The organism is Niastella sp. sgz303648 (assembly GCF_059587045.1).
On sequence record NZ_JCAPSW010000009.1, the window covers coordinates 13641 to 40209 of the forward strand.

A 26569-nucleotide genomic window follows, 5' to 3' on the forward strand; every position below is an offset into this window, starting at 1 on the left:
ACACTGTCGCCGATACATCGGGGGGGCTTTTATTTTTTGGATGGATTTATATCAAACAAAAACTCAACAAGGTTTGTCTCGGTAGGCAATTCAAGTTTCTTCCTTACCCGGTAGCGGCTTATTTCAACACCTCTTACTGAGATGCTCATCAACTGGGCAATTTCTTTTGTTGAAAGGTTCATACGCAAATAGGCGCACAATTTTAATTCATGCGGTTTTAACGATGGATACCTTTCTTTCAGCACATGTAAAAAATCGCTGTGAACATGGTTGAAATGATGCGAAAACTGTTCCCATTCATCATTGAGCTTTTCCTCTTCACCTAATACTTTAAGTATCTTTTTTAATTCCGGCATTTCTTCTGCAGCTTTGCCTGATTTTTGCAGTTGCAGTAATTCTGTTTTTAGCTTCAGAATAAACTCTTTCTTTTGAACAAGGTTCATGGCAGATGAAGCGAGCTCAGCATTTTTATGAGCTATCTCGTTCCCGAGCTTTTCATTTTGTAAACGTATTATTTCTTTCTCCGACTTTTCTAACTCCAGCTGGTGCTGATAGGCCATTTGTTTTTGCTCCTCCTCGTATTTTTTTTGATCGGCTAAGCGGCGTTGCTCCTGTTTTACCTGGTGTTTTTGGGCCTGATACCTGAATAAACAATAAAGCAATAACACAATGATAAGGGCATATAAAATATACGACCATATGGTTCTGTACCACGGTGGCGTAATGGCAAATGAATAACTGCATTCATTTGATATATTGTCACTGTTATTTTTTGCTTTTAACCGGAAGGTGTATGAACCCGCCGGCAGGTTGGTATAGTCTTTTTCGGACTTTTTTGTCCATTCGCTCCAGCCTTTATCAAAACCTTCCAGATAATAGCTGTATTCAATACCCGGTTGCAGTCCATATAACGAAGCAGAATAAGAGAAATGAAAAGAGTTCCATGTATACGAAACAGCAGCTGTTTTCGCTTTTACGGTACTGTCAGGGGTATCGTAACCTCCATATAAAACACTGTCTTTACCGGCAAATATTTTTACTGCCGTGATATACACTTTAAAAGGACGGATGTTTTGCCGGTACTTTTCATAATTAATATGATAAAAACCATTTTCAGCTCCTATAAAAATGTTCTGGTTGTTGAGCGGATAAATATTTTCAAAACCACTTAATATCCTGTTCTTTAATTCAGAGATATAAATAATAACCGGTTCTTTGGAACTATAATCCGCTACGCCTGGTAATTTATCCTGCACAAACCAGATGTTGCCTTTGGCATCGTCTTTAAGGTATCTGATTGGTCTGTTGCCAAACACATGTGCATACAATGGGGAAGGAAACATCGTGCCTGATCTTTCATCATATTCATAAATACCTTTTACAGTGGCTACCACAATCTTTCCCTTAATTTTAAAAACATGGTTGTTTAATGAAGAAGGCAAACCGTCTTTATCGGTAAACAACTTAATGGAATAATCCGGCAGGCTGATCTTATAAACTCCGCGGTAGGGGTGGGAGACCCATATATTTTTTTCATCGGTTTCGAGATACCGGGCCGATTCATTGAATGTAGAAATGATGCCTTTTTCAATATAGTTTCCGTTATTATTCTCAAATAAGCGAACACCTCTGTAGTTACCGGCCGCAATCAATTGACTGGCTGAAGCCGGAAGTTGTTGAAAGGTCCAGAAACCGGTTTCTGCCGTCATCAAACGGGCGCCGTCACCCGAAATACGCCAGCATCCATCATCCCGGCCGGCAAGGATATCATTTCCCAATACACTCAGATTCCAGGTTTGGCCGCCAAGCAATTGTTGAAGGTTATCGGGTAAAGTAGTAAAGTCATTCGTTTGCTGAAAGGGCAGTCGCAGTACACCGGTCGACAAAGCAAAATACAGGTTGTTCCCCAATGCTTTTACTCCATAGCCGCCACCGTTATTAAAAGATGCCGGATTGATATGTTTTATGGCATTACTAAAAGCAATAAAGCTTAAGCCATTATCAAGGCCCAGCCAAATGTTGCTGGTTGCATCGCAAAACAGCCGGCGGATAGTATTGTTTTGCAATCCGCTTTTCGCCGAAATGTTTTCAAGCACCTGTCCTTGTTTGTTAATAAGATAAACCCCATTGAAATAGGTACCTGCCAGAAAATGGTTCGCATCAATGGGTGTTAACGCCGTGAAGTCCTGCTGCCCGATCGTTGTACTTTTTAAATTGAACGGTTGCAACACATTGTTATATAAATAATATAATCCGTTCTTAGGTGTAGAAATCAGGCTGGTATCCTTCCCAAAAGGGATCATATCAGTAATAAAAAAATCGGCAGGCAGGCTTTCCCTGCGTATAATGATTTCCCACTGCCCGTTTTTATAAGTGAGCACACCCGCTTTTTCATCATGGGCTATCAATTGGTTGTTGTGTTTGTGCAAAGAAAGCCACGAAGAAATGGGAGGGTGTGCAATAAGCCGGTTATTCGACAGCCTGAAAATTTTGTAAGTAGTACGGAAGAAAACCTCATCGCCGAGGGTTACAATATCCCATACGTCTGCAAATGTTTTTTCGCTTTCAGGAAGCAGGTGTTTTAATGACGTGTAAACAAGTTTTCCGTCATGGTCGGGGGCAAAATAGCCCAGTTCATCCTGGGCGCCGGCATATAATTTACCGTCTTTACCAAACTCTATTGATCTTAATATAGTGTTGTTGGGAACAGGAAAAAGCTGCCATATTGTACCATTATATACCAGCAATCCTTCATTATTGGCTACATATATCCTGCCTTTACCATCCTGTTTGATCGCCCAGTTTTGTGTACCGCCATTATATTCCTGTTTTGAGAAATTGACCATTTCTCTTTGTCCAATAAACGACTGGCCTTTGCTCTGTGTGGCAAAAAACAGCAGCAGCTTTAAAACAAGCCCAAACCAGGTACATCTGTTCGGTTTTATCATTTTCATATGGCAGATGTAGTACAGATGTAGTACTACATGCTCAAATGTAACATTTTAAAAAAGATTGTGTAGTGCTGATGTAGGCTAAAAATTTGACAGGGCGGGCAGGCAAAATACCTTTACTGAAGGTTAAACTTACCAGGAGTTACATACAGTTTTAACATTACAGTTTTTAACGATTGCTGCCATTATGAGAAGATTATTATCATTCCCTCTTTTTCAAGGTTGCCCCAACCTGTTTAAACAATCCTTCCATTGCCATCCGGTTCATATAGCAATTTTTAAAATCTGGCTGCACAAAGTGTCAAAAAGTCTGGCTTGCTGGTTAAGCAACATACCTGATTTTATACAATATAAAATAACAATGTGTATGAGACTAAAACTAAAGTTTTGGCTTAGCGCTGCACTTATATTATTATATGGTGTGGTGTGTGCCCAAAGCATTACTGTAAAGGGAAAAGTCAGCAGTAAAGCGGGTGTGCCTCTTGAAGGCGCAACGGTATCGGTTAAGGGTGCAAATAATTCCGTTACTACTGGCGCCGGAGGTATTTTCTCCATATCAGTTCCGCAAAAAGGTTCAACCCTTGTGGTTTCTTATGTAGGATTTGAATCGAAGGAGCAACAGGTTTCGGGAAGCGATGAACTGTATTTTGTGCTGGAAGAGGTTGCCACTTCCCTGAAAGATGTTGTCGTTGTAGGCTATGGAACCCAAAAGGTAACAAAGGTATCCGGCGCCATTTCTACATTAAAGTCTGCAGAAATTGAAAAGCTGAAACCTGTTCGTGTTGAAGAAGCATTGCAGGGTAATGTATCGGGTGTAAATGTTATTCAAAGCGGTTCGCCCGGCGCTAAACCAACTGTTTTGATAAGAGGCATTCCCGACCTCGGTGGTACCGACCCAACGGTTATTGTAGATGGCATTCAACAAACTTTACAGGACCTGAACTCTATTAACCCGGGTGATATTGAAAGCGTAACGGTATTGAAAGACGCAGCAACAACGGCTATTTATGGTGTAAAGGGTGGCAACGGTGTGATTGTAATTACCACCAAATCGGGCCGCAAAAATCAAAAAACAGAATTTAACCTCAACAGCAGTTACAGCAGTCAGGAGGTGATCAACACGATTCCCGTATTAAACGCTACAGAATACGCGGCTATGCTGAATGAAGGAAGCACGCTGTCGGGCGGAAATACTGTTTTTCAGGACCTCTCGGGCTTAGGCGCCGGTACCGACTGGCAAAAGCAAATTTTTAAAAAGGCCCCCATACAAAACCATAACATATCTGCCCGGGGCGGCAGTGAAAAGATGACTTATTTTCTTTCCGCCGGTTATTTATCGCAGGGAGGTATTGTTGGCGGTTATGATAAGTCGCGTTTTAACCGGCTCAATTTTACCTCTAATGTTTCCTTTGATCTTTCGTCAAAACTCAAATTTATCGTCAATGCCACTTACCTGAACCTGAACAGCAAGGGTGTGCAGGAAAATGCTTTTAACAGCATCATCGGCAGCGCATTGAATTATGATCCCACCGTTCCGGTATACAATAACGTACCAAACACCATTGGGCAATACGGGTTCAGTACTATAATTACCCGTGAAATTTATAATCCGCTTACCAAACTCGAAAACACCTGGAACCAGAATATTGGTCATAAACTGTATGGCAAGTTTGAGCTGCAATATGAAGTGATAAAGAATTTAAAGCTTACTGCCCGCCTGGGATACACAAAGTATGACGGCAATGCAAAGAGTTTTGACCCGCTCGTATTCTGGGGATTGAATAATACAGGCAATACCTTAAATGCCGATGGAACTACCATTGCCGGATTTCATAACAGTGTAACACACGACAAAACAACTGCTTCGCAACTGGTATATGAAGGCTTTGCCAACTACAATTTTCAGCTGGCTAACGGCCATAATTTCGACATAACAGCCGGTATTAACCTTAATAAAGGCATAGGGAATGCAGCAGGAGCAAGCAGGCAGGATGTACCCTATAACTCCTGGGAGTTTGCCGACTTTACCGCTGCCACCGGAACTACCGCCAACAATAACACGAACGGCCTGCGGGGGTATTATTATCAATATGTAAACAGGCATGCATCGGGTTTTGCACGGCTGAATTACGATTACAGGGATAAATACCTTGTTTCATTTACCGGAAGAAGAGACGGCTCGTATGCATTTGGAACCGAAAATAAGTTTGGTAATTTTTACTCAGGTTCAGTTGGCTGGGTAGTGACCAACGAACCCTTTTTTAAAGTTGGGTTCATTAATAATCTGAAAATAAGAGGAAGCTATGGTGCTGTGGGCAGTGATAATAACCTCGATCCCAAAAAGGTACTGGTAACCATTCAAACAGATTATCTTTCTTCGCTCTACGGAGCCGGTAACAGTATCGGCTATACGTTTGGCAATACCTTTTATCCCGGAGCTACCGTTGCTTCAGTGGCCAACAATGCGTTGAAATGGGAAAAACAAAAACAATGGAATGCAGGTTTTGATGCGGCGTTCCTGAGCAATAAACTTAACCTGAGTGCCGATTATTTTGAAAAAAGGACCGAAGGCTTGTTGTTTACGCCTATTGCATCGGGTTATCTGGGTACTATCCCTGCGCCAATTGCCAACATTGGCAGCACCAAAAGCAGCGGTATCGACATTACCGCAGGCTTTAACACGGCTATTACAAAAGATATCAGGTTCACTTCATCGATCACCTTTACCAAAGCCACCAATAGGGTAATCAAAACTTCCGAAGATAGCTCCTGGGTTACAGGTGGTAATTACTTCAATGGTCAATCGCAGTCTGTTACCGTATTTGCACCGGGTAAAACGCCTGCTGCATATTATGGTTACAAAACCAATGGGCTGTTTCAAACCTGGGACGAAATTGCAAAATCACCCACTCAAACAGGGGCCCAACCCGGCGATATAAAATTTGCCGACCTCAATGGCGATGGAAAAATTGATGCGGCCGACAGAACCATTATCGGAAACCCTTTCCCTGATTTTACCATGGGGCTTTCGGTTGGCGTTACTTACAAAAACTTCGACTTCAGCGCATTTACTTATGCTTCGGTTGGCAATGATGTGTACAGGGCTTTTGAAAGAAATGATAACTATACCAATAAATACCGGGCCGTATTAGGCAGATGGACAGGCCCCGGAAGCACCAATGATGCCAATAATCCGCGGTATTCATTTACAGATGCCAACAATAACAGCCGGGTATCTGACCGGTATGTGGAAGATGGTTCATTTGTAAAGATCAAAAACATACTGCTGGGTTATACTTTGCCATCAACACCCATTACTAAACTGTTCAGAAGTTTTCGCGTATATGCACAGGTAAAGAATGCTTTTACCTTCACGAAATACGCCGGTTACGATCCTGAAATCCCCAACTCGGGCCTTTTAGATACAGGTATCGACCGGGGCGCTTACCCGCAGGCAAGGTCTTATACCATTGGGCTTGATATCAAATTTTAATTTCTCTATTAAAATGTAACAGATGAAAAAGTTTAGTATAATATATATAGCAATAATGCTGATGGGGCTTGGCTCATGTAAGAAATGGGTTGAGTATGATCCGCACGACGACTTTGTAATTACCGAGATAGATTACCTTAAATCGGAGGCCGATTACCGCGCCATGGTTGTTGGCGTTTATTCGCCGTTGCAATGGTTGAACCAGGTAGTGCCGGTAAGTGATATTGCGTCGGACGATGCGGTATCGGGGGGCGAAAGTGCAGCCGATGTATTATCGCTTCAGCAAATAGATGATTTTACTTACTATCCGGTTAATTCAACACTGGCTGATCTGTGGCAGGTAAGCTATGAAGGCATCAATCGTGCGAACTATTTACATCAGTATAAAGAAAAAAATCTGGCAGGCCAAGCCGTGAACTTTGCCGGTAAAGAAGCGCTGTATGGCGAGGTATATTTTTTAAGAGCATATTTTTATTTCACGCTCGTAAAAATGTTCGGCGATGTTCCCTTGTTCACCGACAGAAGACTAACGCTGTCTGATTCACGAAAATTGAAAAGAGCCGACAAAACAGAAGTATATAAACAGATTGAACAGGACTTAACCACGGCCATTGCCGTATTACCGGCCGTACAATCTGAAAAGGGGAGAGTTACCAAATATGCCGCACAGGCGCTGTTGGGTAAAGTATACCTGTACCAGAACAAATATACCGAGGCCGCTTCGATGCTCGAAAATGTTATTACATCCAATGCCTTTACACTGGTGAGTGATTTCGGCGCTATTTTTTTACAGAGTGGAGAGAATGGCCCCGAATCGGTGTTTGAAATTCAATACTCAAACGGACAAGGCACTTACGACTGGAATCATGTAACAAGAGGGCAGGGGAATTATGCTGTTCAGCAATGCGGTGTCAGGGGATTGAATGGCGCAGGCAGCATGCCCTATGCGCCCGGATGGAGTACCAATTTGCCAACACAAAATCTTGCAAAAGCTTATGAAGCCGGCGATCAGCGAAAAGCGGTAACCATTCTTGATATTGAAGCCTATAAGGCAGCCAATCCTTCTTTCAACATCACCTATCAGGTGGCGCCCTACAAGAATACCGGCCTGTATAATCAAAAGTATCTTCCGCGCAAAGGTGAAACATCGGGTCAGGTTGAATTAAACTATCTCAATAATTACAGGACCATTCGTTATGCCGATGTATTGCTGATGGCAGCCGAGGCCAACAACAAGGCAACAACCGCTAACGATGTAAAAGCAAGGACTTATCTGAATCTTGTGCGGCGCCGGGCTTTTGGCGATCAGTTGCACGATATAACGGCCGGCAGTACTGCCTTATACGATGCTATTTTAAACGAAAGACGCCTGGAGCTGGCTATGGAAGGAGAACGTTTTTTTGACCTGGTAAGAACAGGCAGGGCATCAACAGTGCTGGGGCCCATTGGTTTTGTAACCGGCAAGCACGAAGTGTTTCCCATACCACAGACCGAAGCGGATGGTGGTTTAGCACAAAACAAAGGCTATTGATGATATCAGGTTAATGTAACCGTAAAAAATATTATTATGCAACATTCAATTAAATTACTAACAGGCGTGCTGCTGATCATAACAGCAGTTGCCGGCTGTCATAAAACAGATTATTCATTGGGCAACATTAAAACACCAACCGGTTTGAATGTTGCCGCGATAGTTACCGGCGCTGATGCAGGTAACCCCAACGGCAACGGTTCGGGCAGTGTAGCGATAACAGCCACCGCCACCGATGCACTTTCCTATAAAATTGATTATGGCGATGGAACAAATAGTCTGGAACCATCGGGTGTTGTAACCCATAAGTACACAACTACAGGCACCAATAGCTATACCATAACAGTAAAAGCCATTGGCACCGCCGGCGCCATGACTACGATCAGCAAACAGGTCACTGTATTTGTAGCTTTTTCACTGCCTGCCGATATTATGCAGGATCTCACCAATGGCAGCAGTCGTATTTGGGTAACAGATCACGATGTTGCGGGTCATTTTGGCGTGGGGCCCAACACTGAATTTAGCCCCATATGGTATGCGGCTACACCCAATTCGAGGGAAGCGTGCGCCTATGATGATGAGATCACCTTTTCAAAAGATGCGGCCGGCAGGGTGTTCATGACCGTTGATAACAAAGGGGCTTCTTTCTCAATAGGCGCTGCCACGGCATTCTATGGATTGGGCGGCGGCGATGATTGTTATTCGCTTACAACCGGCGGCACCAAACAATTGTCGTTTATGACGGCTACCTCGGGTTCAACATCGGCCAATTCAAGGCAAATTGAGTTTATTGTTCCGGGCAATGGCATCATTAATTTTGGTACCGGTGGAACGAAATATGAAATACTGTCTGTAACCGAATCTACTATCCATTTGCGCAATATCGGAGTTGATGGAAATGCATGGTATCAAAAACTAAAAGTGAAATCCTGATGATAATGAAAATTGTAAAAGCAATCGGCTGTTCGCTTCTTTTTGTATCAACCCTTGCATGCGGCAAAAAGGGAGGGGATGACGGAACCGGCAACCCTCCGGTTAACCTATCGGTTATTGCAACGGTAAGTACCGATAACAGCGGCAATGTGTCGTTTACCGCTGCCGCCACGAACGCCGTATCCTATGATTTTGATTTTGGCAACGGCGTGTTTCAACTGGTGCCATCGGGCATTGTCACGTATCGCTATACTGCTTCGGGCACCTATACGGTGAATGTAATTGCAAAAAGTGCAGGCGGGCAAACCATATCAAAATCAATTCAGGTTACTGTTGCCGTTGCACTATCTGTTGTTTGGTCAGATGAATTTGATACAGCCGGAGCGCCCAACAGCGCAAAATGGGGGTACGATCTGGGCGCCGGCGGCTGGGGTAATAATGAATTAGAATATTACACCAGCAGAACCGACAATGCAGTGGTATCGAACGGCACCCTGAAAATCATTGCCAAAGCCGAAAATTACAGTGGCAGCGCTTATACCTCTGCAAGGTTGTTATCGAAAGACAAGTTCTCTTTCAAATATGGAAAGATCGAAGCAAGGGCAAAATTACCGGCAGGGGTGGGCACATGGCCTGCCATCTGGATGCTGGGAAATAACATCACCACGGCAGGATGGCCGGCCTGCGGTGAAATAGATATCATGGAACACGTAGGAAGGGATTTGAATAAAATTTATGGAACGGTGCATTATCCCGATCACTCCGGCAGTAACGGTGTTGGCAACACCGTTACTATTTCGAATGCTACTACTGAGTTCCATATTTACACAGTTGAATGGTCGGCCACTTCGATAAAGTTCTTTGTCGACAACCAGCTTTTCCATACGGTGAGCAACAATAGTGGGTTACCATTCAACCAGAATTTTTTTATTATCCTGAATGTAGCCATGGGCGGCAACTTTGGCGGGCCGGTTGATGCCGCATTTACTTCGGCTGCCATGGAAATTGATTACATCAGAGTTTACCAGTAAATAATTTATCAAGGCCAGAATAAAATAGAAAAACACACACAGATGAAATTGTTAAGTTATAGGCTCATAGGAATTGTTTTTACATTTTCTGCATGGGCGCTGTTTTCGCATTGTACAGAAGCAACCGGCAGATCGGCAGTAAGTGAACCGGTAAAGATTGCACGTAAGGAAATATTCTTTGATGATTTTTCGGGCCCCGGCCTCGATACCTCAAAATGGAATGTAGAGATCACCGGCATGCATTTCAATAACGAATTACAGGCCTATGCAGACTCTGTGAATGTGTTGCAGTTTGTGAGCGGAGCCAAAGGGGAAGGGGCCGAAAACGGAGCGGCATCATTTACGCCGCGGTTTGTGCCGGGATACACAACAGGCGATGGCCGCAAATTTGATTTTATTTCAAGCCGTATCAATACAAGAAATAAAGCAGAGTTTACCTATGGAACGGTATCGGCAAGAATTAAGCTTACGGAAGGAGCAGGATTATGGCCGGCCTTTTGGATATTGGGAACAGGGCAATGGCCCGAAACAGGCGAAATAGATGTTATGGAATATGTGGGTGAAAAAAATTGGGCAAGCGCCGCCGTACACGGACCTAAATACAGCGGTGATGCCGGCCTGGTTAACCGGTTGTATTTTGCCGATAGCAACGATGCCACAAAATGGCATATTTACTCGGTTGACTGGAAACCCGACAGCCTGATCTTCAAATACGATGGCATCACTATGTTCAGGGTAACCAAACCAATGACTGCATTTTTTGGACCCTGGGCATTTGACAATCCCAAATACCTCATTCTGAATTTCGCAGTAGGCGGTATTTATCCATTTAAAATAAACGGCATCAAAGAGCCGTACTACGGACTATCGGCCGCAACGTTGCAGGCTATAAAGGAAGGCAAAAGCAGGATGCTGGTTGATTGGGTGAGGGTAACCGAAAACAAGTGATGAAACAGGAAGCATAGGCAGCAAATATCCAACACATTTGGCTGGTGAGCAATTTTTGTACCCCTGCAATTGTACTACAGGTCCCTGGTCGCGGAATGAGTGGTTGTAATGTGTCGGGGAACGGTAAAAAAGCCATCCCGGTTTAACCGTGATGGCCTAACGTTCATCGCTATATGCCTGTTATGGATGTAATCTGGCAAATTCCCTGGTCAGTTCTTCTGCGCCTATTTTCGCTCTGTCGGCACTGGTGCCATAGGTCAGCTCGGTTTTACCTTGCTGCAGCTGTTCAAAAATGCTTTCAACAAAAGGACCTACTTCAGGTGCATGGTTATGCAATCCTTTTCCGCCTAAATCGGTCTTCAATGCCGGAGGAACTATTTCCACTACATTGATGTTGCGATCTTTCAATAAATAACGCAATGACAGGGTAAAGGATCTGAAGAATGCCTTGGTTGCCGAATACACGGGTACTTTGGCAAAGGGCGAAAATGCCAGTCCTGAGGTAACATTCATAATGGTATCCAATGCAGGCAGCTTTATAAACAACGATATCAGGTGCAGGGGCGCTTCGATATTGATGGCAATTTCCTGTTGGGCTTTGGTGAAGAAGTCATCATCTGCCGGCGACATCCAGTTTTGAATACCGGCATTGTTGATGAGTACATTCAGATCGGCATGCTCAGCAGCCACCCATTTGTACAGCGCTTCTCTATCGACAGCACTTTCGAGGTCGCATTTTTTGGTAATAACAGCCGGATGCGTGGCCGTTAATTCCTTTAATACATTGTCGCGGCGACCGCAAACTATTACCCTGTGGCCGTCTTTTAATAAACGTTCAACAATCCCAAGTCCGATACCGGTAGCGCCACCGGTTACGAGTATTTTACTGTTTGGTTTCATGTTCGATTACTTTTTACTTCGTTTAATTGAAGTGTAAAGGTAGCATGGGAACCAGGCAGGGGAGTTGCAGGCAACAAACCAATATTTGCAAAAATCAAATCTTTTCTAATTCTCCACGGAAAGCATTGGGCGATACGCTGGTATGTTTACGGAAGAAGTTACTGAAGTGTGCTACTTCTTCGAAACCCAGGCACCAGGCAACTTCGGAAATGTTCCAGTTGGTATGCCGCAGCAGGATCTTTGCCTCCTGTAATACACGCTGACCGATAATCTCAGTAGTGGTTTTGCCGGTTGATTCTTTCAATGCTTTGTTTAAATAGTTGGCGTGAACCGATAGCCTGCCGGCGAAATCACTGGCGGTTCGCAGCTCCAGCTTCTGGTAGGGCGATGCGATAGGAAATTGCCTTTCGAGCAATTCAATGAACAGCGAAGTGACCCGGTCGGCCGCTTTGTGCGGTGTTTGCAGGGTAGAAGCGGGTTGTAGCTTTTGTCCGTAATGGATCAGCTCCATCAGGTAATTGCGTAACAGATCGTATTTATAGGTATAATCAGACGATAGTTCTTTGATCATTTTACGGAAAATGGCGGCTAATTCTTCATACTCCTCATTGGTAAGCCGGAATACCGGATACGCACCAGGTTTAAAAATGGGCAACTCATTCAATTCGATCCCATTTTTGCCCGATGTAAAGTAAGTATCTGTAAATATGCAGAAATAGCCCAGCTGGTTGTCGTCCTGCGGCACGTAATGATAGGGGATGCGGGGTGTGGCAAACAATAAGCCATTTTTCTCAATATTGATCACCTTGTCGGCATACTCTACGTGGTTGCGTCCGTTTATCAAACTGATCTTGTAAAAATTACGCCGGTTATAAGGCATAACACCCTTTTTAGTGCGGAGGCTGGCAAGCACCTCATCGATCTTAAACACATTAAAATGCCCAACTGCTTTGCTGATGCTATCGGGAATATTGATGTCGATGCCTTTGTAAAACTCCTCCAGGGTTTTCGGTTGCTTATTTGCCATATACGGGTGATTTGCAAAAATCAAATATACGTTGAATGATTGACCCTACGGCAGAGAATGCGCACTTATTGCCGCTTCCGCGAGAAGAGCCAGTCAAATAAGCCGGGCTCGTTGTAAGCTTTGACCTTTACTTAATGAGTTTGTACTGTAAGGTTTGCATACCGTCTTCGGTCTTTAAAATATAGCTACCTTTTGAAAGGGTCTGCAATCCGCTAACAATAATATGGTTATCGCCCGGGTGCAAATCGTTTCGTTGTTTCTTTAATGCCCTGCCTGAACCATCATAAATGGTTATGCGGAGTAACGTTTTTTGGTGAGCATACACTTTCAGAAAAATATAATCAGTAAATGGATTAGGGAACATGATCAGGTTATTTGTTTCTTTTAATTTTATCGATTCATCCAAAACAGTTTGCATGGTAATAACCTTACTGAAAGTTTTTTGCCCGTCTGCATCCTGAGCTTTAATCCTGTAAAAGCTAGTCGCTTCTTTAGCGGCTGATTCATCTGAAAAGGTATACCTGCTGATATTGCCAATACCCGGCTTCTTACTTACTATGCCGGCTGTAAAGAAATCGTATCCATTGTTGCTTCTTTCTATGATATAGTTTGTTGTATTTTTTTCATTGGTTGCCTCCCAGTTGATCAACACCTGCGCCCCGTTCCTTATTCCATTTACAAACAGGAATTGCATGGGTAAAACCATACAGCCAGGCGGGAACGCCATAACCGGGCCTGTAACTAATACACCTGCAGCACCTGGCCGGGCGCCATAATTGATAGTGCCCGATGCACTATTTGTAGTGCCGGGTGCTGCTCCACTGACTGAAGAGGCTGCATTTAGTGTTCCATCGGAATATATAACACCGCCACCACCGCCGCCGCCGGGCCCGTGCGGAGATAGGCCAGTCCAATTATTAGTGCCGCCATTGCCGCCATTCGCATATACTGTAAGGTTTGAATGACCGCTGCGGGCGTTAATCAATACGCTGCCGCCGGCGCCCCCACCGCCTGATGCATCGTTGGTAATAGTAGTATTTGCGTTATTACCATTGGCAAATACAAACCCGGGGTTAATGATAGAACCGGCGCTTATAATAACAATGCCTCCACCCGCGGCGCCGCCGGATGCCAATCCGCCGCCCGGGGCGCCGGTACCGTTGTTAGTGTCGCCGGCTCCGCCGCCGCCGCCCATCACCAGCCGCAACGCGCTTCCCTGCGCGAATAGAGCGCCGGAATAACCGCCGTACGGCCCACTTGTTCCATAACTGTTGCCGCCTTTTCCGCCTGCGCCGCCGTTACCACCCCCACCACCGCCACTGTTGTTGGCATTGATCGGAGTGTTATCATCGCTTCCGCCTCCACCGGCATTGCCGGGGGCGCCCATGCCGAAACTTCCGCCGGGATATCCTTCTGCTGTATTGGGCAGCAGAGAACCATAATTGTTGCTGTTAATAAGCCTCGGTGTGCCGGCAATCCCTTCTCCCTTCGAAGCATGGTTGCCAACCCTGGCACTAATGTCGGCATTGGTGGGCGACACTACGACAAAGTCACGGGTGGTACTCGTGCCGCCAACCAGCTGTACGCCGCTGCCGCCACGGAAACCAGCGCCGGTAACGTTGATCGAATGCCCGTTCATGTTAAGGGTGTTCATCACCGCCATCACTATTACCCCGCCGGTAGCACCATCCCAGTTAGGCGGCGTAATGTCGGCGTTTAAAATGAGGTTGTAATACACAGGTACACGAATTACCTGGTAAGTGTACTGACCATCGGTTCCAAAAGCGGCATCTTTATAATTATTAACCGTTCCTGTCTGCAGCATTAACGTACCACCGGTAATCGGAACGGAATTGGCTGCTATTACATATTCCATATTTCCGGCATATAATTGAGCATTATTCAGGTAACCGCTGCCGTTTACCCCATCACCGTAGGTGTTGTCGTTGGCTGAATTGATTTGCGCACCCTGCATTTGAATGATCAATAAAGCATCACCCGCACTAATAGGGGTTATTCCATAAATGGCCATACCTATGGCAACTGAAGTACTGCCTGCGCTTACCGTTGCCTGTCCCGGATACCAGGTATTAGAATTAGAAGTTATAGTAGTGGTAACGGGTGGCGGACAATTTTGAGCCTGTATGGTATTTACTGATAATATCACTATACACCATATAACCGTAAACAGGAAGCATTTGAAAGGGCATTTTTGAACAACGGATTTCATCAGGTAACGGATTTTTGTTATAGGTAACAGATCAAAACTGTGTAAAAATGAACCGTTGGGGGAAACTGTTTCTTAGTATTAATTGGATTACGATAATTCGTTAATTGTATGTTGAATAGCTGGCAGGTTAACTTTTGAAAATAAGGGGTTACGTTGCGTATGAATGCGATAACTGAAAATAAGTCGCCATATCAATGGAGGATAAGTTTGCAGGCTACATCTTTACTTCTTTCTTCCCCATAATATGCTTTCTGCTCCAATCCGATAATAAGAACATCACATCCTTAAGGGAAGCACCTTTTTCACTCAACGAATATTCAACTCTTGGGGGAACTTCAGGATAAACTTTACGAACGATAATGCCATCTGCCTCCAGTTCTTTTAATTGCCTCGACAATACTTTAAGTGCAATATCCGGCATTGTTTTGCTTAGTTCTCCAAAACGCATGGGTCCTTTCAACAACAGCCAAATGATCGGTGGTTTCCATTTTCCCCCGATTACTTCGATGGTGGCGGTTATAGGGCATTCCTCTGCTCCATGAAAATTATTTTGAATTTTTTTTGTTTCCATATTTCAACAGGATTCATAATTACAACCTTTTGGTCATTACTTGACAAAAAGGTAACTACTTGCCAAAAGTAAAGTAATGGGATAGTTTTGGCAACAAAATTTACAAAATGAAGATCATACTCATTGGAGCTACGGGCACCATTGGTAAACACGTAGCAAAGGCATTGGAAAAGGATCACCAGATCATTAAAGCAGGAACTAAAAGCGGCGATCTGCAGGTTGATATGAACAACCCTGATTCGATCAAAGCGATGTACGAACAGGCAGGGCCTTTTGATGCACTGGTTTGCGTAGCAGGAGATGGCCACTTTGGCCCCCTGCAAACAATGACCGATGCCCAATTCAGAATAAGTGTAAACAGTAAGCTGATGGGGCAGGTGAACCTTGTACTGATCGGGCAACACTTTATTAATCCGAATGGTTCTTTCACATTAACTTCCGGGAGTCTTGGAGAAGACCCTGTTGTATTGGGGGCATCGCTCAGTGCCGTTAATTCAGCAATAGATGGATTTGTACGCGGCGCTTCAATAGAACTTAAAAATGAAGTCCGGATCAACTCTGTAGGCCCTGATGTGGTTGAAGAATCTCCTGCTTATTTTCCATTTTTTCCCGGGCGCATTCCTGTAACCATGCATAGGGTAACCCAGGCATATATTAAAAGCGTTCTGGGTGCGCAGACTGGCAAAAGTTATAAAGTTATTGGATAGATAACCGGCTTCAACAGGAGTATGCCGAACAAGGCATACTCCTGTTAACAACACGCCAAATTCCGGCCGGTAAAAAATAAGGTCAATGCAAGTGATTCTCCGCTTCGGGCTACCTAAAATAAAACAGGGGAAATCATGATGAATGGTTCAATGAATTTCGTAATATCGCTTATGCGGCGCTTATACTTAAAATATTCCTAAGTTAAATACTGCATGCGCATAGGTAATAACAAATTTTGACTATTATGAAAAAAGTAACGGGCCTTGGCGGCGTATTTTTTAAATGCGATAATCCGAAAGGTATGAACGAATGGTACACAAAAAACCTGGGATTGCCTACCAGTGAATATGGCGTAACGTTTGAGTGGCGGCAGGCCGATGATCCGTCGAAAAAAGGATCCACAGCCTGGTGCACGTTTCCGCAGGATACCAAATATTTCAATCCGTCGACCAGGCCATTTATGATCAATTACCGGGTTGAAAACCTTGTTGAGCTTGTGGATGAACTAAAAAAGAACAACGTGACCATTGTTGATGAAATTGCTGAATATGATTATGGCAAATTCATCCATGTGCTTGACCCCGAAGGGAACATTATTGAACTTTGGGAACCAAAAGATGAATCGGATCAGGATAACGTGGCAGGGTAAATCATAGGTCACATATCGGTACCCTTTTTGTGTAACTCCAACTAACGCTGAATGCCCCGAAGCCCGGGTGCAAATCGTTTCGTTGTTTCTTTAATGCTCTGCCTGAGCTATCATAAATGGTTATGCGGAATAACGTGATGAATAACGCACTTATTCATCAAATCGACACAGTTATGGCCGTTTTTTGCACAGTTATCAATTTTAATGTTAGGTTAAAGAAACTAAAAAAAATAAATATTATATTCGATTAGAAATGATTGTGCTGTGTGTTTCATGACTAAGTTTTCGTAGTAACCGAATAAGAAATACGGTTAAGCATATTGGCCGTTATTTTCTAAATCAATAATTTTAGTTTATTAAAGCTTCAGATTCTGCGACTTCCTATGCAGAAATTTTTTAAACCGAATCTTGCCTGTTACAGGCAGTAGCGACAGCTTTACCCTCACTTTATATTATGAACAATGTCACCAGGGATCCTAACGGATTTGATGGGCGATTGATCGACTATAATGTCGTGATCAATGACCTTATCAATCTGAAAGATTCCACTACATTCTTTTTGGAAGAAGTAAAGGGGATGAATCTTAAGGTTGCTGTAGAGTCACAGTCTGATGATCAGTCAGAGGATCGAAGTACTTTACGAAGAATAGTTAAGCTCTTCTTTACTTTTCCCGATAGGCCGGCCCTTTATTGCGAGAGCTATTTCAAAAAAGGGGAACTGACACCAGAGGAATATGCAATGCTCATTCAAAAAGATTTACCCATTGGCAGGGTATTTAAAATGCTGAATAACGGGAATGAGATTAAAAAGTTGAATATTTCGGTCAGGCTGGTTCTCGACAGGGATATTTCCAATCTTTTAAATGTACAACATGCCTCGTTGTGGCGTAAAAGTTATGATTACTGGATTGGTGAACGGCATATAGGGCATATCGTTGAATTTTTTAACCAGGAGTCGATAGCCAGGTTATGAAACAGTTGAAGGATTTGTTACCAGAATTAAGCAAAGAGCGCTTCATCAGTGAAGGCCTTTCCAGGATAAGTTATGCTGATCTGCCGGCTAAAATGGAAGAACTGGATCGTTATTTTTTCGATCATGGCGCGAAGGATACTTATTGTATAGCCGTTGACCTTTCCAATTCTGTAAATGGTGTGCTGGTGATCTTGTATCTTCTGCTAAAGGACATTAATTTTTTCCTTCTTCCCCAACAGGCTGCTGGTTCAGCAGTACCTGCTTTTTGTGATAGGGTGCTGCGTATGAAGAAAGAAGGTCCATCAACAGATACACTGCCTGATTTCGGGGAAATCACCAATAATACGGGCTTTACAGATGAACCGGGAAGGGTTGCAGCCGGATCTGGTTCTGTAGTTTTTTCATCCTCCGGAACATCCGGTACTGCCAAATATGTTTGCTTCCGGTCTGCTGATTTACTCCATAATGCTAAAAATTGTATTGAAAGGTTCCGGTTAGCAAGCGATACAAAAGTGCTGGTGCCTGTGCCGGTAAATCATATGTATGGGCTCGGTGCAGGGCTTTTGCCTGCTTTGCTCACAGGTGCAGATATTTCGCTTATCAATAAGAGTAATGTGATCAGGTTGATCGAAACCATTAGCGATGTGCAGCCTGATCTTACATTTATTACACCCACCCTTTGCAGAATGGTGCTTGCCATTAATAAAAATTTCAAAAGCACCGGGCGGTTCATAAGCGCAGGAGAAAGGCTGAATATTGAGACTATATTGCAATTCAGGGAAAAATACGGGACTTTGATCAACTTATATGGGTGTACTGAAATGGGTGTAATTGGTACAACACCTGTAGACCGGCTTCCTTTGGAAAACGATCTCGCAGATATTATCCAGCCTTTGAATGGTGTGCAGGTAAAAGTGCAGGGCCACGAAAGGGAGGGAGAAATGCTGGTGAAGCATAATGCAGGATTCAACTATTATATAGATAAGAAGGGCATCGCAATTCCTGCCGCCTCTTCAAATGATGGTTGGTACAGCACACGCGACCTCGGTGTTGACATGGGGAATGCCTGCTATAAAATAATTGGCCGCATCGATTACTGTATCAACAGAAACGGATTCCTGATCCCTTTACAGGAAATAGAGGGGCTTCTTAGCCGCATTTTTCCTCAGATAAATCAGGTAATAACAGTGACGGGTAATGAAAGCACCATGTCCGGAACAACGCTGATTGCCCTCTGTGAATTGATCAAAGGGCAAAAACTAAATGAAGAAACTGCCCAAAAAGCCTGTGTGTCTGAGATGCCCCGCCATTTAATTCCCGATGAATTCTACTTTATTTCAAAAATGCCCAGGCTTGGAAACGGTAAGCCCGACAGAAGCAAGCTGGCTAAAAATTATAAACTGATAATTATGCATTCTGAAATTATGGATGAAATAAAGCTTAAGCTAAAAAAGATCATTGTGGAAGATCTTAATGTCAATATTCCGATAGAAGAAATAGAAGATGATACTTCGCTGTATGAAGACGGAATAGGTCTTGATTCCATAGTGATCGTGAATTTTATCGTTCGTATCGAAAACAGGTTCAATATTAGTTTTGAAGACAATGAAATCAATTCAAAACTGTTCAGTAATCTGAACAGCCTCGCAGAATTCATCATGACTAAAACCGGAAAAGCCAACGCTACCGAAACTATTAAATAGGACAGGGACTATGCGAAAAGGTCTTTTTTTCAGCCTGCCTTCTATAAGTGTTACAAAAACATTGACGCCTGTCATTGATAAGCTGCCTAAAGAAAAATTTGAGATCATTTACTACAATACAGAGGCATTTCAGTCGAAGGTTCATCATGGGCTCAGGTTCAGGGCTTACCCCGATTATGAAAAAGGGTACGATACCAATAGGATCGATGAAGGAACCTCTTATTTTCAATTTGCTGAGATACTGACCGATACCGCTATTGCCTTATTTGATTTTTTATGTGATGAGGTGGAAAGAGAAAAGCCCGATTTTATTCTCCATTCACATCTGGCAACCTGGGGCAAATGGATAGCCAGGCGTTTTGAGCTGCCTGCCGTTGGTCTATTTACAACATTTATCATGGATGAAAGGATCATGCTGCCCTTTTTCAGAAAAATGAAATCATCCACGGAATCTCCTTCAGGGCATATTAATGATGTTTTGGAACTATACAGGAAATTGCAGGGAATATGTAAGAAGTTTGATCCCGAAGGCCTACCCGATATATGGGATGTTTACGTGAACAAAGAAGCATTGAACCTGTCTTTTATTTTGCAGGGTTTTCAACCTGAAAAACATTTACTCGACGATCGGTATAAATTCATAGGATTTCCGCTCGAAGTTCAAACGTGCCGGCCTCAAAAAGGGCTGATCTATGTATCAATGGGCACGGTATTAAATAAAGACCTTTCCATATTTGCATTGATCATTGAAGTTGTAAAAAAATTAGGGATGGAAACTGTGATCGCCATCGGGCGAAATATCGATCCCCGGCAATTCGGTCCCTTGCCATCATTTATCAATGTAGTGGCGTTCTGCGACCAGGTCGATATACTGAAAAAAAGCACCGTTTTTATTACACGCGGCGGAATGGCCAGCATCCAGGAGGCGATGTACACATTAACACCCGTAATCGTTATTCCCGGGATCCCCGAACAACAAATAACGGCCAATACGATAGAGGAATTAGGAGTGGGCATTCATATACCTGTTAACAGGATATCGGGAGAGGCGCTTCGGAATGCTATCCGTCGGATCAACGATAGCTATCAACAATATTTCGGTCGCATAAAAGCGTTATGCGAAACGGTTCCTGATAATGCTCCTCATGATCTTGCCGCCGCCTGCATTGACCAATACCTGAATAACTGTTTAGCCTCCGAAAAAATTTAATTGTATGAACAATCATGTGGATACACCTGGTGGAAGGTTTTTTATTTTAAGTACAGCCAGAACCGGGTCCAATCTTTTAATGTCACTTTTGAGCGCTCATGAGAAGATCAAGATATATGGAGAGCTTTTTAATCTTGACAGGCTGCCGGAGCATGAGCTGAAAAAGGTGCTCGAAGATCCCGTAGTTTATTTGAAGGAAAAAATATACGACCATTTACCAGAGGGAAAAACGCTGGCAGGATTTAAATTATTTTATGACCACCTGACGGAAGATTATTTCACCAAGCTGGTGAATACGGAACTGGCCACAGAAAAAATGAAAATGAAGTTCCGTAAACTCGATGAGTTTATCAGGTGGCATAGTTCGCCCGGTGAAATGTTTGCCAGGTTTGAAAAAGCGAGGCAGTTCCTGGTGGAAGATAAGGATCTGAAAATTATCCATCTCACACGCAGGAACAAACTACATACACTGGTTTCCCTTAAAACAGCTTATGCAACCAGCGAATGGATGCACTGGTCGGCAGCAGAACGTAATAAAACGGTTTTGAATCTTGGTATTGAGGAATGCCGTAATTATTTCAATAAGATTGAAACCTGTGAGCAATCAGTTACCTCCATATATCAGGGACATGATGTCATTGAAGTCACGTATGAAGATCTTGTCGAAGACAGGGTAAATGAAATGGGCAGGATCTTCCGGTTTTTGAACCTGGAGAAAAAGAATGCAGAAACAATATTAAAAAAGCAGATCATCTTCCCTATGGAAGAAGTGATTGAGAACTTCAACGATCTGAAACAGGCTTTTTCAGGAACGCGTTGGAAGGAGTATTTCAACTAAGTCCATCAAAAATAATAACAACAATATGGATAAAAAATGCGTGATCTGGCTGACCGGATTGTCCGGAGCCGGAAAGACGACATTGGCTACCGGATTAAGGCAGCATCTCTTAAGCCACGGTATCCGCGCTTACCTGCTCGACGGCGACGTATTGCGAAAAGGTATCAATGCAGATCTGGGGTTTACCAGAGAAGACAGGAAGGAAAATGTGAGGCGTATCGCCGAAATAGCCAGGTTGTTTGCGGAAGAGGACATTGTTCCTATAATCGCAGCCATTTCTCCATACAGGGACGACAGGGCTGATGCCAGAGAAAGGCTAAGTGGCTTTCAATTTATCGAAGTGTATGTAAAATGCTCCATCGAAGAATGTGAAAAAAGGGATGTAAAGGGATTATACAAACAAGCGAGGCGAAAAACCGTTTCTAATTTTACGGGGATTACCGATGTGTTTGAACCACCTGTATTTCCTGAGATAATAATAGATACCGAGGCAACTGATTACGACTCCTGCCTCGAAGAGTTATTGCGGCAATTACCTATTTTATACAATCAAATGCAAAAGCGATGAAAGATGTTATTCTTCCAAACGAACCGCTGTCTGATGTTCAGGATATCATGCTAAATATAAATGGTAAAACGGAATCTCCCACCAGAGAGGAGTTCTATACCAACTATCCTTTTTATAAATATTGGACCAATGAAAATAATTACAGGTTATCGGGCCCTGAATATGTGAACATTTATATCCATATTCCCTTTTGCATTCAGATCTGCGATTATTGTTTTTACATGAAGGAGCTTATAAAATCAAAGGACCAGGTAAATGAGTATGTGGATAATCTATGCAAAGAGATAAAATTGGTGAGTGAAACATTTGGATTAAGCAATAGAGAGGTGAAGTCAATTTACATCGGCGGAGGTACACCTTCCGTGCTCACAGAACCTCAGTTTAAAAAGCTTATTGAAACACTTCATAAATATCACCGGATGGAAAACCCTGAGTTTTCTTTTGAAGCTGAGCCGGGAACATTCAGTAAGAACAAACTAAAATGGTACAAAGAAAGCGGGGTGAACAGGATCAGCATGGGTGTTCAATCATTTAGTGATGAGATTATACAGATGAGCAGCAGGAAGCATACTGCTGAACAGGCAATAAATTCCATCAAAATGGTGCAGGAGGAAGGCGGATTCAAAATGAATATCGACCTGTTGAGCGGATTGGCCGGCGAGTATATGGATTCGTGGGAAAAATCGGTAGACACTGCTCTCGGGCAACAGGTGGGTATGCTTACCATTTATAAAATGAAGGCCTATGCAAACACGATGTTTTTCAAAAAAGGGGTGCATGGCTCCGAGATAAAGCTTCCTTCGGCCGGGGAAGAGGTCGCTTTCATGAAAAGAGCGTTGGAAAAAATAAATGGGGCCGGATACAAACAGTGGAGCACATTTGCTTTTACCAGAGATGAAGACCTGAATATATATGCAGAGAATACCTGGAGAGGGCAGGACCTCATCGCATATGGTGCATCCTCATTCGGCAAGATCGGAACGCTGAGCTATCAGAACATGAATAACACAAAGCTATACTACGATAAGATCAACAATAACAGCCTGCCTGTATACCGAACATATGCCCTGACTTTTAAAGATATGATCGTAAGGGAATTGTTGCTATGTGGCGCCAGGCTGCGTTCTTATAGAAAAAAAGAATTTATCAACAAATTCGGTTTTGATTATTTTGAATTGATCCCTGATGTGATAAACGAACTTGTAAGCAAGGGATATATTACCGGTAACAGGGAAGAGCTGGAACTGACCGATCAGGGGTTACTTTACGGAGATTTTGTTGGAAAGATACTGGCACAATCAGTTAAGGAGAAACTTGGCAATGATACTACAGGATTTGAATATTGATCAGGCCCTTGAAACCATTTGGAGGGAATTAAATGAAACGGATCTCCCGTCGGATGCCGGACTAATGCCGATGTTGTTAGAGCTCGATAAAGCAAACGGGAACAAATATCATTTGACTGTTGCTTTGTCGACGGCAGAGAAGCAGTATGAAAATGCATTTTCCGGCCGGGCTTCTGCGATCGAAAAGGCCGCACTTTTAAGAGGGCTTGTTGCTCTTTATTATGCTACCGGACAAACGGATGTGCTGGACAAGATCAATATGCTTATCGGAAAAGCAATACGCGAATTGCGCGTTTATAAGGAGGGAATGTTCTGGGTCGATGGCTGCATCCGGGATGAAATATCTTTTATTCATCTGCAATATGCATACTGTCTTGCCTTTCATGAACTCGGCCGGTGTTTTGGTAACAATTCCCTGATCCATTTAACAGTACCGGTCCTTGATCTTACAGATCCTATCGCGCATTCCTGTTTTCAAAGCCTGTCAGAATTAATGGCAACCGGTAAAGGCCCTTCAACAATCGAAGCTGTACTTTCGTATGTTGAAGTGGTGAGCATGAGACTGAGGATTTTCAAATTGGCGGGTGCGGAAACCGGTAATAATCTGCTTATCGAAAAACACGAGTCTTTGTTGATCAGCCTGCTCTCCATTTTATCAAAACATATTGAGATGGGGAAAGCTGTACCGGCCGGGTGTAGAACTCCACTTTTACGGTCCTTATATCTTCTTTCAGAAAAATATTTCTCCCTCGAAACTGTGCTTCCCGGCGGGCATAACGATATTGACAGGCATGTTCGCATCTACCCTTTTATCTGTATGCAATTATCCGGGATAGATAAGAGGAACATGTTGCATTATTTCAATTTCACTGTTTTTACAATAAAAGATGTCATCGAAGGGAAAGGGGGGGCTTTTGAAATTCCCGCGTTTGAAGTTTTTTGTGAAAAGGGAAGGTTTATAGAATGCCTGGATAGATATAAACAAATCTTCAGCGCAGAAGAGTTGAATATGATTGAAGCATTACATGAATATGAATTGTTCAAACTAAACCTGGAGAAGTGTTTCCTGTATTTCGACGAAATGCAGACTTCCCCGGCGGTTTCGGGTGTTGATGCGGATGAAAACGTACAGCTTCACCCGAAGGGCCGGATTTTTACTGTTTACAGAAACCGTAGTATCAGTGTCATGAAAACAATCCTTGAAGCCAGTCCTGCTGAAGGAAATGTGTATACAGTTTTTGTTTATCCCGACATGCATAGCCGCCGGGTAAAAGAAGAAGTTTTAACCGGTGAAGATGAGTATATCTTAAAGGCCTTTAGACGGCCCGGGCGTATTGCGGCTGTGATAACTCAACTTGCCGTGGCGATGGCCGCACAGCAAACCGGTTCTGAATCAACAACTCCTGATATCCGGCCAAGGGTTAGATTGTTTGAGAAGAGAGGGATATTGGTGCCCACTCAAATGTAGCTTTATGAAGAAGGTTTCTTTTTGCATTACCTGTAAGAACAGGTTTCACCAGATATCACAGACATTACCTGTTAATTTATCCGATAATCTGACGGATAAAAATGACATAGAATTTATTCTGGTCGATTTTGGAAGTAAAGATGGGCTTAAAGAATGGGTTCTGTCTAATTTCAGCAAAGAGCTGGAGTCGGGTTATTTACATTATTTATATACAGAATCCCTGGTTTCCTGGCATGCTTCAATCGCTAAAAATACAGCACATTATTTTTCAAATGGAGAAGTAGTGGTGAACCTGGATTGTGACAATTATACCGGTAAAAGAGGCGGGGCATTCGTGCTGGAGCAATTTGACAGATTCGGCAATACTCTCCTTTTGCATCAGTTCAGTGGCGTTTACCGCGATGGAAGTTTCGGCCGTATCGGATTGCGAAAAGACTATTTCCTTAAAATAGGCGGCTATGACGAATCATTTCTGCCAATGGGTTACCAGGACCTGGATATACTTAAACGGCTTCATCTGTTCGGATTAAATTATGAATCAATAAAAGATCCGAAGTATAATAACGCCATTCCAAATACGAAGAATGACAGTCTGAAGAATACAGACTCCAGCATGAGCTATAAAAAAATGAACAAGCACAATTATTTTCTTTCCAGGGAGAATACCAATGCCGGCAGGATCATTTTCACCGGAGAAAAGATTGGTATCAGGGAAGAGATCTTCAGGTTTGATAAAAATACATTTATACCAGTGTGAATAGTAAGATCAATCTTTTTTGTCTGCCCTTTGCGGGAGGCAATAAATTTTCGTATCGAAAAATGGAGGCAGCGGCGCCTCCTTTTTTAAATGTGATACCCCTCGAATATCCGGGAAGGGGACGTCGGGTACACGAGCCATTGATTGTAGACCCACATGAATTGGTAGCTGACCTTTACAACAGGATCAGTGACAGGTTGAATGAGGGAGAATACGCTTTGTATGGTCATAGCCTCGGCGGCCTGTTGGCATGGCTGTTAACCGGAAAGATCCTTGAATGTGGGCATAAGCGTCCTCTTCGGATATTTATCACCGGCACTACGGGGCCCTCGGCAACATCGAGAGGCGCTGACCCGAAGCATGCGCTTGGAAGAACGGAGTTTTTCGAAGTAATTAAGGAGTATAATGAAACGGATAGTATTAATTTATTTCTGCAAAATGAAGAGCTGCTCGAATACTTTGAGCCGGTATTGCGTGCCGATTTCAAAATGAGTGAAAGTTATGTTTATCAGAAGAAAGACCCTATGCGTATACCTTTCACGGTTATTACAGGCACGGAAGAAGATATGGAGATGCGGGATATTTATTTATGGCAGGAAGAGACGATATATAAAGTGGATTTCAGACAAATGCCGGGAAAGCACTTCTTTATTTATAATTATCCCGTTGAAATAATGGAGATCATTTCAACGCAGTTATCAATAAATAATTATAGGCCGCTGCTAAAAAAATAG

The 26569-nt window shown here is 43.2% G+C and carries 21 protein-coding genes; 16 read left to right on the forward strand and 5 right to left on the reverse strand.

The features are described from left to right. Positions 1-29: 29 nt before the first annotated feature. On the reverse strand, positions 30-2954 hold the full coding sequence (locus AC59IL_RS24710) for a ligand-binding sensor domain-containing protein (RefSeq protein ID WP_496554885.1): 2925 nt from the start codon (positions 2952-2954) through the stop codon (positions 30-32). A gap of 364 nt (positions 2955-3318) precedes the next feature. On the opposite strand from AC59IL_RS24710, the gene AC59IL_RS24715 reads away from it, so the two are divergent. From AC59IL_RS24715 to AC59IL_RS24735, 5 genes are read left to right on the forward strand one after another with little or no spacing between them, the layout of a single operon-like run. Continuing rightward, positions 3319-6444: a SusC/RagA family TonB-linked outer membrane protein gene (locus AC59IL_RS24715; protein ID WP_496554886.1), complete on the forward strand. Its 3126-nt coding sequence runs from the start codon at positions 3319-3321 to the stop codon at positions 6442-6444. A 22-nt stretch (positions 6445-6466) separates the two neighbouring features. Beyond that, positions 6467-7975, forward strand: a complete 1509-nt coding sequence (locus AC59IL_RS24720) for a RagB/SusD family nutrient uptake outer membrane protein (RefSeq protein ID WP_496554887.1) — start codon at positions 6467-6469, stop codon at positions 7973-7975. 36 nt (positions 7976-8011) lie between these two features. Continuing rightward, positions 8012-8908, forward strand: a complete 897-nt coding sequence (locus tag AC59IL_RS24725; RefSeq protein WP_496554888.1) for a PKD domain-containing protein — start codon at positions 8012-8014, stop codon at positions 8906-8908. Positions 8909-8913: 5 nt separating this feature from the next. After that, complete coding sequence (locus AC59IL_RS24730) at positions 8914-9939, forward strand: family 16 glycosylhydrolase (protein WP_496554889.1); 1026 nt, start codon at positions 8914-8916, stop codon at positions 9937-9939. A gap of 42 nt (positions 9940-9981) precedes the next feature. Next, positions 9982-10887, forward strand: a complete 906-nt coding sequence (locus tag AC59IL_RS24735; protein ID WP_496554890.1) for a glycoside hydrolase family 16 protein — start codon at positions 9982-9984, stop codon at positions 10885-10887. Between the two features lie 180 nt (positions 10888-11067). Here AC59IL_RS24735 and AC59IL_RS24740 read toward each other — a convergent pair whose 3' ends face one another. The 4 genes from AC59IL_RS24740 to AC59IL_RS24755 form a co-directional block, all read right to left on the reverse strand. Beyond that, complete coding sequence (locus AC59IL_RS24740) at positions 11068-11787, reverse strand: SDR family oxidoreductase (protein WP_496554891.1); 720 nt, start codon at positions 11785-11787, stop codon at positions 11068-11070. 94 nt (positions 11788-11881) lie between these two features. Further along, positions 11882-12814, reverse strand: coding sequence for a helix-turn-helix domain-containing protein (locus AC59IL_RS24745; RefSeq protein ID WP_496554892.1), 933 nt, complete (start codon positions 12812-12814; stop codon positions 11882-11884). A gap of 127 nt (positions 12815-12941) precedes the next feature. Then, positions 12942-15044: a T9SS type A sorting domain-containing protein gene (locus tag AC59IL_RS24750; RefSeq protein WP_496554893.1), complete on the reverse strand. Its 2103-nt coding sequence runs from the start codon at positions 15042-15044 to the stop codon at positions 12942-12944. Positions 15045-15258: 214 nt separating this feature from the next. Beyond that, entirely contained in the window at positions 15259-15615 is a 357-nt protein-coding gene (locus tag AC59IL_RS24755; protein WP_496554894.1) for a winged helix-turn-helix transcriptional regulator, read from the reverse strand. A gap of 107 nt (positions 15616-15722) precedes the next feature. On the opposite strand from AC59IL_RS24755, the gene AC59IL_RS24760 reads away from it, so the two are divergent. From AC59IL_RS24760 to AC59IL_RS24810, 11 genes are all read left to right on the forward strand, one after another. Next, entirely contained in the window at positions 15723-16322 is a 600-nt protein-coding gene (locus AC59IL_RS24760) for a short chain dehydrogenase (protein ID WP_496554895.1), read from the forward strand. Positions 16323-16567: 245 nt separating this feature from the next. Further along, positions 16568-16972, forward strand: a complete 405-nt coding sequence (locus AC59IL_RS24765; RefSeq protein WP_496554896.1) for a VOC family protein — start codon at positions 16568-16570, stop codon at positions 16970-16972. A gap of 454 nt (positions 16973-17426) precedes the next feature. After that, positions 17427-17945: a hypothetical protein gene (locus AC59IL_RS24770; protein ID WP_496554897.1), complete on the forward strand. Its 519-nt coding sequence runs from the start codon at positions 17427-17429 to the stop codon at positions 17943-17945. After that, positions 17942-19648 (forward strand): AMP-binding protein, encoded by a 1707-nt coding sequence (locus AC59IL_RS24775; RefSeq protein WP_496554898.1) that lies wholly within the window; start codon positions 17942-17944, stop codon positions 19646-19648. The genes AC59IL_RS24770 and AC59IL_RS24775 overlap by 4 nt, the downstream gene beginning before the upstream one ends. A 10-nt stretch (positions 19649-19658) precedes the next feature. Then, the gene (locus AC59IL_RS24780; RefSeq protein WP_496554899.1) at positions 19659-20858 is read left to right on the forward strand and encodes a nucleotide disphospho-sugar-binding domain-containing protein; all 1200 of its coding nucleotides are present in this window, start codon (positions 19659-19661) and stop codon (positions 20856-20858) included. Between the two features lie 4 nt (positions 20859-20862). After that, entirely contained in the window at positions 20863-21696 is an 834-nt protein-coding gene (locus tag AC59IL_RS24785) for a sulfotransferase (protein ID WP_496554900.1), read from the forward strand. A gap of 4 nt (positions 21697-21700) precedes the next feature. Next, a complete protein-coding gene (gene cysC, locus AC59IL_RS24790) occupies positions 21701-22264 on the forward strand; it encodes an adenylyl-sulfate kinase (protein ID WP_496555098.1) in 564 nt (187 codons plus the stop codon). Then, positions 22261-23610: a radical SAM family heme chaperone HemW gene (gene hemW, locus AC59IL_RS24795; RefSeq protein ID WP_496554901.1), complete on the forward strand. Its 1350-nt coding sequence runs from the start codon at positions 22261-22263 to the stop codon at positions 23608-23610. The genes cysC and hemW overlap by 4 nt, the downstream gene beginning before the upstream one ends. Further along, entirely contained in the window at positions 23585-25078 is a 1494-nt protein-coding gene (locus AC59IL_RS24800) for a hypothetical protein (protein ID WP_496554902.1), read from the forward strand. The genes hemW and AC59IL_RS24800 overlap by 26 nt, the downstream gene beginning before the upstream one ends. 4 nt (positions 25079-25082) lie before the next feature. Beyond that, positions 25083-25835, forward strand: coding sequence for a glycosyltransferase family 2 protein (locus AC59IL_RS24805; RefSeq protein WP_496554903.1), 753 nt, complete (start codon positions 25083-25085; stop codon positions 25833-25835). Continuing rightward, positions 25832-26569 carry a thioesterase II family protein gene (locus AC59IL_RS24810; RefSeq protein WP_496554904.1) on the forward strand — a complete coding sequence of 246 codons (738 nt, stop codon included), beginning with the start codon at positions 25832-25834 and terminating at the stop codon, positions 26567-26569. Before AC59IL_RS24805 ends, AC59IL_RS24810 begins: the two co-directional genes overlap by 4 nt.